The organism is Rhodococcus sp. 21391 (genome assembly GCF_016772255.1).
Lineage (GTDB): Bacteria > Actinomycetota > Actinomycetes > Mycobacteriales > Mycobacteriaceae > Rhodococcus_F > Rhodococcus_F opacus.
On sequence record NZ_CP063781.1, the window covers coordinates 2770209 to 2784665 of the forward strand.

General features: G+C 64.9%; 18 protein-coding genes and 3 pseudogenes. 8 read left to right on the plus strand and 13 right to left on the minus strand.

Annotation, left to right across the window (positions count from 1 at the left end):
- Positions 1-51: 51 nt before the first annotated feature.
- Together GO592_RS12940 and GO592_RS12945 are read right to left on the minus strand one after the other, a co-directional pair.
- On the minus strand, positions 52-621 hold the full coding sequence (locus GO592_RS12940) for a hypothetical protein (protein ID WP_039952068.1): 570 nt from the start codon (positions 619-621) through the stop codon (positions 52-54).
- A gap of 385 nt (positions 622-1006) precedes the next feature.
- Positions 1007-1396 carry a hypothetical protein gene (locus GO592_RS12945; protein WP_007298955.1) on the minus strand — a complete coding sequence of 130 codons (390 nt, stop codon included), beginning with the start codon at positions 1394-1396 and terminating at the stop codon, positions 1007-1009.
- Between the two features lie 88 nt (positions 1397-1484).
- Between GO592_RS12945 and GO592_RS44380 the strand changes: the two genes are divergently transcribed.
- The 5 genes and pseudogenes from GO592_RS44380 to GO592_RS12960 all read left to right on the plus strand — a co-directional run bounded on the left by GO592_RS44380 (position 1485) and on the right by GO592_RS12960 (position 4828).
- The gene (locus GO592_RS44380) at positions 1485-1853 is read left to right on the plus strand and encodes an LGFP repeat-containing protein (protein WP_007298954.1); all 369 of its coding nucleotides are present in this window, start codon (positions 1485-1487) and stop codon (positions 1851-1853) included.
- A gap of 31 nt (positions 1854-1884) precedes the next feature.
- Positions 1885-1932 (plus strand): annotated as a pseudogene (locus GO592_RS44385) (hypothetical protein); the annotation flags it as partial.
- Positions 1933-1944: 12 nt separating this feature from the next.
- Complete coding sequence (locus tag GO592_RS44390) at positions 1945-2781, plus strand: LGFP repeat-containing protein (RefSeq protein WP_007298953.1); 837 nt, start codon at positions 1945-1947, stop codon at positions 2779-2781.
- A gap of 746 nt (positions 2782-3527) precedes the next feature.
- Positions 3528-4505, plus strand: coding sequence for a recombinase family protein (locus GO592_RS12955; RefSeq protein ID WP_039952066.1), 978 nt, complete (start codon positions 3528-3530; stop codon positions 4503-4505).
- A gap of 173 nt (positions 4506-4678) precedes the next feature.
- Complete coding sequence (locus GO592_RS12960) at positions 4679-4828, plus strand: hypothetical protein (RefSeq protein WP_155756038.1); 150 nt, start codon at positions 4679-4681, stop codon at positions 4826-4828.
- Here the strand turns inward: GO592_RS12960 and GO592_RS12965 are convergent.
- The 3 genes and pseudogenes from GO592_RS12965 to GO592_RS12975 all read right to left on the minus strand — a co-directional run.
- Positions 4827-5348: pseudogene (locus GO592_RS12965) on the minus strand (endonuclease); the annotation flags it as partial. The gene GO592_RS12960 and the pseudogene GO592_RS12965 overlap by 2 nt on opposite strands.
- An 11-nt stretch (positions 5349-5359) precedes the next feature.
- Positions 5360-5809 carry an STAS domain-containing protein gene (locus GO592_RS12970; RefSeq protein ID WP_039952064.1) on the minus strand — a complete coding sequence of 150 codons (450 nt, stop codon included), beginning with the start codon at positions 5807-5809 and terminating at the stop codon, positions 5360-5362.
- A 244-nt stretch (positions 5810-6053) separates the two neighbouring features.
- Positions 6054-6779, minus strand: coding sequence for a GAF and ANTAR domain-containing protein (locus tag GO592_RS12975; protein ID WP_039952084.1), 726 nt, complete (start codon positions 6777-6779; stop codon positions 6054-6056).
- A gap of 209 nt (positions 6780-6988) precedes the next feature.
- Between GO592_RS12975 and GO592_RS12980 the strand changes: the two are divergent.
- Together GO592_RS12980 and GO592_RS12985 are read left to right on the plus strand one after the other, a co-directional pair.
- Positions 6989-8312: pseudogene (locus GO592_RS12980) on the plus strand (HNH endonuclease).
- 115 nt (positions 8313-8427) lie between these two features.
- Complete coding sequence (locus tag GO592_RS12985) at positions 8428-10146, plus strand: cutinase family protein (protein ID WP_007298946.1); 1719 nt, start codon at positions 8428-8430, stop codon at positions 10144-10146.
- Between the two features lie 333 nt (positions 10147-10479).
- On the opposite strand, the gene GO592_RS12990 is transcribed toward GO592_RS12985, so the two are convergent.
- From GO592_RS12990 to GO592_RS13025, 8 genes are all read right to left on the minus strand, one after another.
- Complete coding sequence (locus GO592_RS12990; protein WP_007298945.1) at positions 10480-10803, minus strand: hypothetical protein; 324 nt, start codon at positions 10801-10803, stop codon at positions 10480-10482.
- Between the two features lie 38 nt (positions 10804-10841).
- Complete coding sequence (locus GO592_RS12995; RefSeq protein WP_167332381.1) at positions 10842-10991, minus strand: hypothetical protein; 150 nt, start codon at positions 10989-10991, stop codon at positions 10842-10844.
- A 14-nt stretch (positions 10992-11005) separates the two neighbouring features.
- Positions 11006-11242, minus strand: coding sequence for a DUF3618 domain-containing protein (locus GO592_RS13000; RefSeq protein WP_005257253.1), 237 nt, complete (start codon positions 11240-11242; stop codon positions 11006-11008).
- Positions 11239-11682: a phage holin family protein gene (locus tag GO592_RS13005; protein ID WP_007298943.1), complete on the minus strand. Its 444-nt coding sequence runs from the start codon at positions 11680-11682 to the stop codon at positions 11239-11241. The genes GO592_RS13000 and GO592_RS13005 overlap by 4 nt, the downstream gene beginning before the upstream one ends.
- 76 nt (positions 11683-11758) lie before the next feature.
- Entirely contained in the window at positions 11759-12286 is a 528-nt protein-coding gene (locus GO592_RS13010; protein ID WP_007298942.1) for a DUF6328 family protein, read from the minus strand.
- Between the two features lie 123 nt (positions 12287-12409).
- Complete coding sequence (locus GO592_RS13015) at positions 12410-12688, minus strand: GlsB/YeaQ/YmgE family stress response membrane protein (RefSeq protein WP_007298941.1); 279 nt, start codon at positions 12686-12688, stop codon at positions 12410-12412.
- A gap of 100 nt (positions 12689-12788) precedes the next feature.
- Positions 12789-13025 carry a microaggregate-binding protein 1 gene (mbp1, locus tag GO592_RS13020; protein ID WP_005570747.1) on the minus strand — a complete coding sequence of 79 codons (237 nt, stop codon included), beginning with the start codon at positions 13023-13025 and terminating at the stop codon, positions 12789-12791.
- A gap of 41 nt (positions 13026-13066) precedes the next feature.
- The gene (locus GO592_RS13025; RefSeq protein ID WP_005257247.1) at positions 13067-13606 is read right to left on the minus strand and encodes a Dps family protein; all 540 of its coding nucleotides are present in this window, start codon (positions 13604-13606) and stop codon (positions 13067-13069) included.
- A 480-nt stretch (positions 13607-14086) separates the two neighbouring features.
- On the opposite strand from GO592_RS13025, the gene GO592_RS13030 reads away from it, so the two are divergent.
- Entirely contained in the window at positions 14087-14332 is a 246-nt protein-coding gene (locus GO592_RS13030) for a cold-shock protein (RefSeq protein WP_007298940.1), read from the plus strand.
- Positions 14333-14457 lie beyond the last annotated feature (125 nt).

Sequence of the window (14457 nt, forward strand, 5' to 3'; positions counted from 1 at the left end):
GCACCCGCGGCCCGACGCAGAGCTGATGCCTTCGACGCTGTTCGGACGCGGTCAGAACCGGAAACCGCGGCCCGGGTCCCGGGCGACGGCATCGCCGAAGGGCAGAAACCAGTCCTCGGGTTCGAGGTTCACCCCATCGCGGACCGGGACGCCGTCCTCGTCGTACAGAGTCAGCACATCATGGTCCTGGAATAAGAAACTGGTGGGCGCCGCCCAGTCGGTGTCATTGTCGTGTGCCGGCGCCTTGGCCAGCATCTGGTCGAGGTGACCGGCGAGGTGATCGCTGCTCGCGCGGGTCAAAATGATGTGCAACGCCATTTCCTCCCCGGTGCAGGTCGGCTCTGGGTCCGTCCCGGCGGTGATATCGCCGGCGAGGTCGTCGAACGCCCGCGCCATCTGCCGCCTCCACGATGCGTCCTGTCCCCAGGTGCAGGGCGGCAGCGCAGCGAGTAGTGATCCGTGGTCCTCGGACTCGATCACCTGATCGCCCAGGGCCTCGGTGTCGCCGTACGCCGTGGCCGCCAAGACGGCGGCAGTGGCCATGATCGCGCGACGCCGCCGCTCGGTCAGCTCGTACACGAACTCATCGTCATCAGGTGGTGGTTGCGGGACCAGTTCCATTCTCGCACCCTACAACCGGCATCCCGGACCACACCTGAATCCACGAACTCAGCCCTCCCCCCAAGACGACCACGCATAGTCCCCACTCCTCCTCGGCGGCAGCCCTGATGCGAAATGCACTCCCTTGCAGTGCTACATGAAGTCCGAAACTCCTTGCAAAACAGGGCAACTCCCTGTTTCATCGCGACACGCCCGCGCACATCGACCCTCCGTCGTTCCTGTGCCGGTCAAACGTCCAGGTCAGCGCAACATCACCGGCCGGACTTGCATGTGTAACCGGATCGGCGCTTGCCTTCCTGAGAGATTCCTGGGGGTTCGTCGCATAGGTTGCTTTTCAGCGAGTGGGCCCGCCGCTGACCGAAAGTCCCCTCACAGGAACCGGATGTCAGATGGCCAGAGTGACGAAGTACCTGAATTTGCCGCGCCCGAAGCGGGCTTCACCAGCAAAAACGTTGATCCTCGCATCGTTAGCGTCGGTATTGTTCGCGACCGGCGGAGGGATCGCCGCAGCGCAACCCACCACCACACCGACACCCACACCGAGCACGACCACCACCACACCGACATCGCCGACGCCCACGGAGACCACTGCGGAGCGTGTAACCCCGAGCAGCACTGTTCCTTCGTCGCCGCCGGCATCCCCGTCGGGAACGGTACCCGCCGTCGAGTCGACGCCAGAGGCCTCTGCCGCACCCGACGTAACAACGCCGGCGCCATCGGGGAGCGCCCAAACCGACAGTAGTGCGCCGACAACGACACCGAGCGAATCCACCACCCCCAGCTCAGCCCCTGCAAATGGGAAGAAGATCCCTTACACAGGGTTACCGACCGAGAACCCCAACGCGACCATTGTCCCGGGCAAGATGCGTTCGGATCGAGAAGAGCTGCCCGAAGGGTTCACAAAGGAAGACGCCGACAAGGCCGAGATGAAGGAAGCGGAGCTACAGAAACAAGCTAGCGGCCTCCGGGCCGCGGTGGCCCCCGGCTGCCAGGTGTACTGGCCGTCGGACTTCCAGGTCTGCGGTGCCATCCGCGACAAATACAACTCACTCGGCGCACAGTTCAGCTTCCTGGGCTTTCCCACCACCAACGAACTCACGAACCCCGACGGATTTGGACGCAGATCCGTATTCGTCAACGGACCGATCTACTGGTCCGCCGCCAGTGGCGCCCACCCGGTGGTGAACCACTTCTTCGCGGCCAGGCAGCCTCCTCGGGTACCCACTCTCTGATGAGATCGTCCTACCCGACGGGCAGGGCCGGATGAACCGCTTCGAACGCGGCGTCCTCTACTGGCACCCCTCCCATGGAGCCCACCCAGTAGTGAGCGGAATCCTCGATCAATGGACCGCTTCAGGTTACGAAACTGGAGCGTACGGCTACCCCACTGCCGACGAAGTAACACTGCAAGATATTGCGCGACAACAACAATTCCAGAATGGCATCCTGTACTCACCGAAGCGGGTTGCAGCAGATGCCGCATATAAGGACTACATGCAGGCACCCGCGGCCGCCCAATGTGCCGCACCGCTGGGGTCTCGCGTCGGTGCGTGGACATGCACAAAAGCAGGTGGTGCAGCTGCGGCTCTTCCGGCACCTCCCCAGTTCAACGGTCCGGGTGAATATTGCGACGTCAACTTCGGCGGTTGCTGGAATGTCTATGACGACTTCCGCGCTGACTATCAAGGCGACGTTGTGTTCGGCGCGGGTCCGCAGATCATAGGCAACGGCTCCGTAGTCGTGGAATGGAAGCTAGCCGGTCCCTACACTCAGATCACACGGGCAACCGTCAGCTCGAACGATGCCGTTATGGGACGCGTCGTATTTGCTGGTGCGCTTCAGAATGGTGCCGTCGGAGTTGCGAATGGTGGATCCCTCATTCATTCCACCCAGCCGCAGTTCGCGCCGGGACCGCACATGACGGGACGCGCCGTCGGCTTGCCGAATCCCTCAGGTATGGAACTCGAAGACCGACGGATGCGTGACCATAACTACGTCGTACAGATATCGGTAGAATTCAGCGAATGGCCAGGCTACTGGTACTTTTACGTACGCAGCCCCGTTGCGCACTACGACGACGACGACCCGAACGACATTTACAGATTCATGGGAGCCGATCAGCTACCAGGTAACCCCGTGGGGGGAGACTGGAAATGGTGAGCACACGACCCGCACCACGCAATGACCTGAACTGAGGAGAACGGGAGATGAATATCACGACTCTCGTCCTTGAGAAGTCACGCGTAGTGGTTCAGTGGCGTGAAGACGGGATGAGTTACGTAGCGCGGGAGGAAGACCTGCCGCGGCTAGAAGCCCGGCCGGACACTATTGGCTCGATCTGGCACCCACCGTTCACCGAACGACAGGTGGTCGGATTCGAGGAGGCACCTCCTGGAGATCTAGACCGGCCATCGTGGTGGGCTATGTACGGCTACGCCGACCCAGAAGTGCAGGTCACGGTCACAGTCGACGATCAACCGGACCCGATAGTCCACCGCATCGGCCTTGTCTGGGCATGTGAATGGATCAGCTACCCCACACGCGCGCACGTACACAGGTCCGACTGGGACACACCTGACCTGATCAGGTTCATTCGCCCAGAATTTTTGCCACCAGCCCCTTACCCAGAACACGTCAGGTGATCGGCTTCGGCAGCATCCAATATCGACAAGAAGCCCGCTACAGGAGGTTTTTGGTAGCGGGCTTCTTGCCGTGTACTTCACGTGCAGTACGTGGGGACGAGTCAGCCGCGTCCCTGCCTCGTCGTCCCACATCCAAGGAAATGAGACGGTCACCCACCCGCCGAAGCATCCCTGCAAAGCGCCTGGTCAGAGCATCCCAAAAGTTAATTCCACAATTCCGTGTCACAACAGCCGTGCAGTCATGACTTTCGGTACGCTCAATCCGTGGAGCTGGGGTACGCGCGGGTGTCGACGAGCAAGCAGGACCTCGATCGACAGATCGACGCGCTCACCAAGGCCGGAATCGAGCAGGCGAACATCTACGTGGACAAGAAGTCCGGGACCACCACCGACCGGCCCGGGCTGCAGGCGCTGCTCGGCTACGCCCGGCCGGGCGATGTCATCGTGGTGCACACCCTCGACCGGCTCGGCCGCACCGTGCGCGACACGCTGAACCTGATCCACGACCTGCACCAGCGCGGCATCGGGTTCCGGAACCTGGCGGACCCGATCCGTATCGACTCCACGAACCCGGACGATCCGATGGGGCAGCTGGCGGTGGTGCTGCTGGCGCTGTTCGGGCAGATGGAACGCACCTACGCGGTCGAGCGGGCCGCCCACGCCCGCACCGTGGCCACCGCCAAGGGGCGCCGCACCGGCCGGCCGAGCGTGGTCACCGACGCCCAGCTCGCCTACGCCACCCAACTCCGCGAGGGTGGCGCCACCGTCGCCGAGATCACCGCCCAGACCGGGCTGACCCGCTCGACTCTGTACCGACACCTCCCGCCGCGGGAAACCGATCCCGTCACCGCGGCCACCGCGAGTACCGGCGGCATCCGAACAGGCTCCGCCTCCACCGTTTCTGCGGGACAACCACGCGCCGAACGCGGCACGTTGGTGTGTCCCACGTGCGGGCATCGTCCTGCCACCCGCAGCGAGGCCATTCCGCACCGTGACGACCTGGCCACCATCTGGCTGCAACTCGACGAGCGCCGTCGCCGGGTCCGCGAGCAACACCACTGCGCCCGATGCCAGCCCCACGACCACGTCCTGGTAATCAGCTGCTCCCGCTGCGGCGACGGACCACTGGTCACCGGCATAGACCCGGCCAGTACCCAACCGCCACAACCCATCCTGGACTGGCTCGAACACCATGGATGGACCACCACCCCGGAACTCGTCTGCGGCAATCACCGTCGATGACGGAGCCTGCTGTGACTCTCATCGTCGGCAGCTACCCGTCAAAGGCCCGTTTCCGGCGTACTCCGGCCGTGCCCCTAGTACTCGCCGCGCTCCTGATCTAACCGTCCGCCTCGCGGGCGCACCCTTCGACCACCACGCGGCACTCGCCGGCGCAGAAGACAGAAAGCACTCACATGAACACCTTCACCACGCCCACCTCCGCTCGCAATCGCGGCTTCGCCCCCTCTCGTGGCTCGATGAGCACGATGGAGATCAAGAACCGCATCGAAGCAATGTTCCGCGAGGACGACGAGCGCGAGTCGAAGGCGATCAGAGCGGAGTAGTGTCGAAGTAAGGCCGTACCCACGGCCACACGTCCTGAACTTCCCGGAGAAAGATGTCGGCGCCCACCGGGCCGATTCCATCGAACTCCGTCAGTAACCGAACTGCTCCGGAGATCTCCTGATCGCAGGCTCGGGCCAGCCGGCGCAGGTCGCCGCCATACTCGTCGTCGACTCGAACTGCGGCGGCGTGCAGACGGGTAGCCGTGCTCTCGTCATAGCGCACTTAACCCGCTCTGCCGAGTGCAGAGATGATGGTGCGACGGTCCGCCGTGCGTACCGCGCGTGGGCTGCGCAAGCCCGCTCGGAACAGTTCCCGGGCCGCCGCGACAGCGATCTCCGAGGAGATCCGCGTGCTCAGCAGCAAAGACAGTGTCAGCAGTTGGAAGAGCGGCGTCGGGGTGTCCTTCAAGGTCACGTGCGACGCGGACGCGTACGTCGGGCCGGCGTTGTCGAGAAGTGCACGCGCGGTCTCCGCGACGCTTGCCTCCTGACGCCCACGAGTGGGCTGCTTCCCGGACATGTCGACTCCGATCAGCTGTGTGCGATTTTCTCCACCCTCTCGAAGGCGTCGCGAACCGTGCGGCACGTGGGGATCATCGCGTCGAGGCCGATGGCCTCGACAGGTCGGAGCACCGCTCGATTGCCCGCCAGCACCCATGCAATGTGCTGCCGCCTAGCAGATTCCGCAAACTCGGACAGGATCGACAATCCCGAGGTTCCGACGAAGTCGACTGCAGTCATGTCGACGATGATGCGTGAACGGGAGCCCCCGTCGGTCAGGTGCGCGAGAGCGAGCGCGAAGGCAGGAGCGGCGAGCACATCGATGTCGCCATAGATTCGTCCCACCGTGGCGTCGGCGTCCGGCGCGACCTCGACGGCCATCCGCAATCCACGGTCACGGTTGAGCGCATCCCGTGTGACGTGGCCGGTCGGCTTTGCGGTCAGGGGAGTGACCCGGAACGACGTGCGTGATGGTTTCATGACCCTCCGATCGCGTGCACTCAGTTGGTGTCGGCGCGCCGAATGGAGCGCAGCGGCACCAAGACCGCAGTGGGAGTGCACACAATATTTGTCCACCGCGCACTGCTGCGGCCTCCGGACAATCTGCAGCTGTGTTCTCAACCACGCGCGATCAACACTACGTCTCCACCAGATCGGCATCAACCGATTGCCAACGCGCTCTAACGGAGGCAGGTGGGGGTCCCGCTCGTGAGCCGAGGACGTGTCAGTCGAACTTCGAATTGTGATGCGCGATGACTTCCCGCGCGACACCCGTGAGCTTGATGTTCATGTCCTGCGACGTCTTGCGAAGCAAGTCGAAGGCTCTACCCTCGGAGATGTCGTGGAAGGCCATCAACAATCCGATCGCTTTTCCGATCTCGCGGTTGCTGGCCAGGCCCTCACGCAGGGTCTGCGCTTCCTGGTGTTCGTGGAGCGCTGTCAGCGTCACCGCCGCGAACGCCGTGATCAGAATCGCCTGATCGACCGATTCGTTGGTGAATTCTCCTGGTTTGTCCGAGAACAAATTGAGTGCGCCGACCTTGCGGCCGCGGATCATCAGCCGGAACCCGGCAGCGCCCCGGACCGGGGTTTCGGCGGTTGCCCGACGGGCAAGGCGTGGCCACTGGGTCGAACGGGCCAGCTCGGCTTCGACCTGCGGTGCATCGTTCTCGATCGCATCGAGGCAGGGCCCTTCCTGCTCGGCTCGCTCGAGGGCGTCGACCCGGGCCGCGATGTCGTCGCTCGCGGCCACGGTGACGTGGCGATCGTTCTCCTTCAGCATGAGGCTGGCGTGGTCACACCCGGGTACCAGGGTGGCGGCGGCATCGCAGATGGCCTGGTAGACCTGAGCGAACTCGTCGCCGTTGTACACCATCTCGGCCAGCTTCGCGAAGACGGCGCTGGGTCCGTCGTCTCCGGCACGCGTCATATCCGAAGGATCATTCGGCATCATTCGCCTCCCGAGGTGCACCAACGCGGCGTGAACCGGCGCCGCAGTTCTCGCGACGTCTGGTCAATTCTGCCAGAACGGTAACGACCCCTGACGGGCCGAGGGTGGCCGCCCTCGCGCGCGGTGAGTCTTCCGTCCGAGTATTGCCACGCGTGCGGCGACTCGCTAGACTCGAACATGCATTCGAACGACCTTGGGGGAGGTTGGTTGTGGGGGCTCTGGTTGCAGCGGATTTGGACGAGTTGCGTGCGTTCACCGCGCGGCTGCGATGTGTCGAGGCGGGTGGGGACGCGGGGTTGGGGATCGAGTGGCTCGATGCGATCGAGGCGTTGAAGTCGGTCGGGTGTGCGGTGCAGGCGGTGATCACCGACGGCGTCGCGACGAGTATCCGTGCGGACCGCAGGGCTCGGGGGTTGCCGCGGGTGGAGTGGGACCGGGGTATCGCGTCGCAGATTGCGTTGGCGCGCAGGGAATCCCCGAACCGCGGCGGTCGGCATCTGGGGTTCGCGCAGGCTCTGGTGCACGAGATGCCGCACACCCTCGCCATGTTGCAGACCGCGCGGTTGAACGAATGGCGGGCCACCCTGTTGGTGCGGGAAACGGCGTGCCTGTCGGCCACGGATCGGGCGATCGTGGACCGCCGGTTGTGCTCGGATCCAGCCATTCTCGACGGGGTCGGTGACCGCGGTCTGATCGCACGGGCGAAGGCGTTGGCGGTGGAACTCGATGCCGCGGCGGTCGTGGCCCGGCATCGTAAGGCGGTGTCCGAGCGTCGGGTGACGACGCGGCCGGCGCCGGATTCGATGGCGTATCTGAGTGCGTTGATGCCGGTCGAGCAGGCGGTGTGTCTGCAGGCGACCCTGGGCCGGGATGCGGACAGTCTGATCGCGACCGGGAACAGTGGTGGTCGCACCCGCAATCAGTTGATGGTGGATCTGTTGTTCGACCGCGGCACCGGGCAGACCGCTGCTGGTGGTGTTCCGGTGGCGGTGAATCTGGTGCTCTCGGACGAGACGTTGCTGGCCGGCGGGCACGAGGCCGCGCAGTTGCACGGCTTCGGGCCGGTGCCGGCCGGGATTGCCCGGCAGCTGGTGGCCGACGCCGTCGATCGTGGCACCGAGACGTCGCTGCGGCGGGTGTACTCCTGCCCGCGGTCGGGTGCTTTGACGGCGATGGAGTCGCAGTCGCGCACGTTCCCGATGAGCCTGCGGAAGCTGATCGACCTCCGCGACCGCACGTGTCGTACGCCGTGGTGCGATGCACCCGATCCGGCACCACGACCACATCCGCTCCCGCCGACAGCACGGGGCGACCAGCGTGCACAACGGGTCCGGACTGTGCGAGGCCTGCAACTACGCGAAGGAAGCACCGGGGTGGACGGCCCGACCGGTGCACAACCCCGGCCGCACCCCCCTCATCGACCTCGGCACCCCGACCGGACACCACTACCGGTCGGCGGCCCCACCGCTCCCCGCAGCTGGACGACAGTCGGAGGTCGAAACTGTTGTGAGCACACACCTCCGCGCCTCCTGAACGACACCTTCCGAGGCGGAGGTGTAACGCCGCTGATGCAATGTGCGACTTGTCTGTTAACGCGTTGACACCTACTCGGGTGTTCGACACGGGCTACGAACGGATGGGGTAGACCATGGAACGTCGCGTTTCAGCACGCAAGGTCGCACATCGACGAAGGATCGCAGGCAGTCTGATCGCGCCCGGCGCGTTGGGGCTGGCGGCGCTGCTCGCGACACCGTGGTCGAACCCGGGTTCACCGGCCACGACGGCGACAGCCTTGACGGCGGCGGCCTCGGATGCGTGTTACGACATGGTCAGTATCGCCGTTGCCGGCCGCGGTGACACCCCACGCGAGGGGAACCGGATGCTCGTGGCGCCCGACGGCACACGCCTTCCCGCGTCGTACTCCAGCGACTACAGCAGCCCCTGGATCGACGAGGTGGTGAATGCGCCGCAGCAATCCGTCGGCGGAGGGTCCTACGCCGCGGTCTACATCGAGTATCCGGCCAACATGAATTCGTACGAGGACGCCGTGAACGCCGGCGTCGACAACACCGAAACCGTGATGCGGTCGATCCACGCGTCGTGTCCGGACACGAAGTTCTCGATCGTCGGCTACAGCGAGGGCGCCGATGTGGCACGGCGGGTTGCGATGGAGGTCGGCAACCAGGACGGCCAGGACGGCTCGTACGACATTCTCGATCCCGCGTCCGTTGTCGGTGTCGTCATCCTGGCGGATGCCGGCCGCAACCTCGGGGGAGGGCCATTTCCCGGCTCGGAGAACGAATTCCGCAATCCCGACGGCTTCGACCTTGCGTACCAGTCGGGGCAGGCGGGCACGTCGGGGCGGGGAGCATTGCCGGGCACGTCGGGCAGCTTCGGTGCCCTGGACGGGAAGGTGGCATCGTTCTGCTCGGAAGGCGACCTGACCTGCTCCGCACCCGAGAACATTGCGCTACTGCAACTCGCGATCAACGTGGGACGGCAGTTGAACGTCGACTCTCTGCAGAAGGATGGGCTGACCCCCGCGACAGGACAGGATCTTGCGGTGGTGCTCGGGCAGCTCGCCCTCGCCGCGTTCGCGGACATTCAGTCGCAAGACAATTGGATGCAGTCCGATGAGACGTTCCTCGACGTCCTGGTCAAGGTGTCGGATCCGGCGTACAAGCTCGATGCCGCTGCGGCGCAATCGGACACGTCAGCTGGTCCGATCTCGTCGAATCAAGCGGTCGACCTGGTCTACCTGCCCGCGAAAGTGCGGAACGAGATCATCGGGTTCATCGCGGACAACCAGAACACGATCCAGGTGGCGATGAGCGACCCGTATCAGCAGACGCTGGGGGAGGGGACGGGCCATCACTTCGACTACTGGCGTGATGCGAACGCCGCCGGCGGGAAACCGCTGACGTCCGCCCAGTACGCTGCGGCCTGGTTGACGCACCTGGCGCAGGAAGCGGAAAAGGGCGAAGCGCGAGCGGCCGCTGCGGAACCGTCGACCGCGAAGCTCGCCGCTGCGTCCACGAAGGAAACGGAAGCGTCACAGGTCGCCCCCACCACCGACAGCGCGAAAAAGGCTCAGTTGGTGAGTAACCCGGTCGGCACGACCACGACGACCAGCAGTTCGCCGACACCGACGACGACGGTCGCGACGACTACGTCACCGGAACCCACGACAGTCGTCGAGGTAGCCGCAGACCCTGCGACCTCGGCTCCTCAGGCCGCCGCGGAAACAGCGGACACATCCGTGGTGACCGCTACCACGGCGGAACCCAACGCTACTACGGCATCGGAGTCACCGACGACCACCACGCCGGTCGTCACCACGACAACGGTTCCGCCGGCGGCCGGGTGACCCCTCGTCAGTGTTGCTCGGCTTCGCGTGCAGCACGAGGCGGGTCCGGTAGCTCTGCCACCACGTCCGGTCTTCTGCGGGCACGTTGGTGTTGTCGGGCCGAAGTCCGACCGTCGCGTCGAGCGGGAGAGTCCGGATGGTGTCGTCCGCGTGCGCCCATGCTGTGTGCGGTACTGCCCGACGATGTATTCGCGTGACTCGTCGGGGGTCGCCCACATGTCCATGTCTTCGGCGTCATCGGTCACCCGCGGTGGGAATTGGACGGATCGGCCGAACGTATTCGGACAGCCCGTCCAGCTTGGAGGTAGCGGTGAAGGTCCACCTTCGGACCTGTCAATGCCCTTCCTGATCGGTTAGGTCCTTGCCTTCGAGCGCCTTGACGCGACGCCGTTCGAGGAGCACGAGCCCCGTGCCGAGCACGAGGCAGAGGACGCAGGCGATCCCACCGATCAGCGCCCAGCCCTCGAATCCGTACCCGGCCGCGACCAGCGTCAATCCGAGCACGGCGATTCCTGCGGCGATGAGGATGTAGCCCGGCCAGTTCCGGCTGTCGGTGATTGCCTCGCCGGCGTGATTGCGCATGGTGTGGGCATCGTCCTGCGGGTGGTGCTCGGAGTTCAACTCATGGCTGGGTCCGTTGTCCGGCTGATACGTCACTGCAGTCCTCCTGTGCTCGAGCGGTGATCTGAGTTTCATCAGTCGGTCTCGGTTTCGGCGTCGGCGGAGTCGTCCGCCAACTCGGGTGCGTTCTCTCTCGTCGCCATGCCGCCGTCCTTGCCGTGATCGGCGGGACCGGGACGGCCACCCTTGGGCTCGTCCGTCCCGCCGTGAGTGTCTTTGGTCATGATCACGCTCTCCTTCAGTGGCTGTGCCGACGGCGTTGTCGTACGGCGAGGTAGGCAACGACGAATGCGCTGACGAGTCCGGCCGCCACGGCACCGCGGGGTTGCTGCCGGATCCTGTCGAGTTCGTGACGCGCGCCGGCTTTCGCGCGTGCGGGCACGTCCACCTTGCGGTGTAGCGCATCCACAGTGGATGCGAGTGCGGCTCGCTGTTCGGCGACGGAAGGTTCCGGTTGCGGCTGTGGGTCGGTCATCGAAGACCTTCCTTCACGGTGTCGACGTCGGCGCGAACGCTGTCGGCCATCTGCTCGGGCACGGGCGGCAGCGCGTTCTTGGCGCGGCGGGCTCCGACCGCCGCGACGACACTGCCCACGATGATCAGCACGGCGGCCACGATCAACGCGGCCAGCCACGGATCGAGTGTCGTCGCCAGTCCCAGAATGACGGTGGCGACGAGGGCCCCGAATCCGTACAGCAGCAGCAGCACGCCTACTCCGGAGACACCTGCTCCGATCCCGAAGCGCGTTCCTTTGTCTTTCACTTCGGTGAGGGCGTGGGTCATCTCGGTCCGTACGAGTCCCGTTACCTGATCGGTGAGTCGTTCGACGAGTTGGACCGTCGACAGCTCGTCGAGATCGTGTGCAGCGCCGGGCGGTTGGACCCGCGCGGAATCGGCGCGATGGATATCGGTCATGTCCGTGCTCCTTCCTCGTCTCCGCTCCGCCTACCCGGGAGCGTTCCGAGCGAAACAGGATGGTCTTCCGCCATGCTCACCGGTCTGCGGAGTCGCCGTCGGTCGAGCGATGCCGCGACTGCAGGATCGCAGCGAATCCCCACAGTCCGCAGAACATGGCGAAGGCCACCGCGGCGGCGAGGGCTCCGACGAGGGGTGAGATCACGAAGCTGAAGATCAACGCCACCACACCGATCAGCGCCAGCGCGAGGGTGGCGATGCCGCAGATCGCGAGGCGATGGGAGGCAGAGACGAGATCCGGGAGCGCGTGCCGGCGGAAGAGCATGCGGTGCAGGCCGGCAGGGGCCACCAGGAGCATGGTCGACGTCACCGACAGTGCGACGGTCGCCAGATAGATGGCGACCTCGCTGTTCGAGAGGTCCTCGAAACGCTGCTGGAACGGCAACGTCAACAGGAAGCCGGTGAGCAGTTGCACGCCGGTCTGCACGACACGCAGTTCCTGGAGAAGGCCACTCCAGTTCCGGTCGAGCCGTTGAGTCTCGGTCTCGTGCCGGGCGCGGAAGTTCCAGTGCGCATCGTCGCGATCCAGTCCTCGACTGTCCATCCCTCTGGAGTACCCGATCACCGGCGGTGAGGGCACTATTTCGCGGGGAATACGGGGAGAGAGCCACAGAACCGGGTCTGCCCATCGTGCGATGGGCAGACCCGGTTCCGGAGTACGGGCCGACTAGCGTCGCCCGGCCGTGCTCCGTCCGGTCACGAGCTTGACCAGGAACAGGAGTATCACCGCGCCGAGTAGGCAGGTGAAGAAACTGAACCAGAGACCGCCGCCTTCGACGTCGGTGCCGAAGAGGCTGAGGATGAAGCCGCCGAGGAGGCCGCCGATGATTCCGACGACGATGTTGAGGATGATTCCCATCTGAGCGTCGGTCTTCATGATCTTGCTGCCGATCCATCCGGCGAGGCCGCCGATGATGATCCAGCCCAGAATTCCCAGTCCTAGCACGTATCAGTCCTTTCGGGGGGGAGTGGTGACCGGCGCCGGCCGATTCCACTCGGTGAAGAGACGCTCGGTGCGGGCCGGTCGTGATCCGGCCCGCACCGTCTCACTGTTCGGCGCGCTGGCGTGCTTCCTGCGCTTCGGCCTTGCCTCGGGCCTTCTCCGCTTCGGCTTCCTTTGCGGCGGCCTCGCGTTGGGCGGCGGCTTTGTCCTGCTGCGCTTTGCCCTCGCGGGTGAGATCGTCCTGACCGGACACCGCACCCGCGGCTTCCTTCGCTTTACCCTTGACGTCTTCGACGACGCCCTTGACGGCCTCGGCCGGACCGCTGTTGTTCTCAGCCATGTTCGTCACCTTTCGGTTGTGGACGGGAGATTCGGCAGTGCTCACCGCGCTTGCGCGGCTGCCTGCTTCTCGGAGTGCGCGCCGTTGTTGGACAGGCTGCCCCCGGAGTTCTCGAGGTGGGCGCGGACGAACCACTGGAACTTCTCGAGTTCGCCGGTCTGCCCGATGAGAAGATCTTCGGTTATCGGGTCGAGATCGCCCGTCTCGGAGATCGCCTTGCGGTTGTCTTCGACGACACCGCTGTAGACCAGGTCGAGGGCTCCGAGGTGCGCCTGCGCCGTATCGCGCTTCACCGAGTAGTCGTCCCAGGTGCGGTCGCGGGCGATGGCGGCCGGGGTTCCGTCGGGCGACTTCCCCAGCGCGGCGATGCGTTCGGCGACGGCGTCCGCGTAGCCGCGCACCAGTTCGACCTGCGGGTCGATCATCTCGTGCACGCCGATGAAATTCGGACCCACCACATTCCAGTGAATGTGCTTGAGCGTCAGATGCAGATCGTTGTAAGCGCTGAGCCGCTTCTGAAGTATGTCGGCGACTCGCGCGCCTTGATCGTCGGAAAGACCTGGCACGGTGAACTTCGACATTCTCGGTCCTCTCTTTCGCTACATACCTGCCGGCGGAACTTCGAGGCTTCGGTGCCCCCCGTCGGTTGCTCGGGAGGCGGGGCGCCGGTTGAACTCACCGCGTACCCGTGGTGAGCAGTCTCGAATCACCAGCACCTGCCTCGCCGCAACCCGCGCTCGCGTCGACCAACGTTTCTGATTCGACTGCTGAAGTTCCGACCACTCGACCGTACTACAAAATCTATGTCGGGCAAATCAGATCTTCTGCGGTGTTCGGAGAGGATGCGCTGGGCCCGGCAGATCTCGATTGTGCATAGGCTCCGCCCGAATCGCCCCGTACCCGCAAGAGAGGCATTATTTTCGGTCTGATTCGACCAGGGGTCGACCGTGCATACGCCGAGGAGGAGCAATGCTCAACGTGGCTCTGCTTGTGGTTCTGCTCGTTGCGAGTCTGTGGGGCGGAGCTGCCCTCCACTGCCTGGCCGATCGAAGGGCGGAACGATGAGCGCCGGGCACACACTGCCTGCCGGGCAGTCGGAGGCACTGCGCACGGGCACGGTGCGCTGGTTCAACGCCGAACAGGGCTTCGGTTTCCTCGCTCCGGCCGACGGATCCGACGACATCTTCGTGCACGTCTCCGAAATCGCCGGAGACGGTCACCGCATTCTCGAGGAAGGGCAGCACGTCAGCTTCACCGTCTGCCGCACCGAGACCGGCAACCAGGCGCGCGACGTCCGGGTCGCCTGAGCCCTCCGAATCGAGTCCGTCGAACCGGCAAGTCGGGTCGCATTTCGGCCCAGCTCGCACTTTCGTTCGCCGACGGGTTGAGGGTCGCGGCAGCTGGGTACGCTGCCGAGAGTCGCAGAAACCGA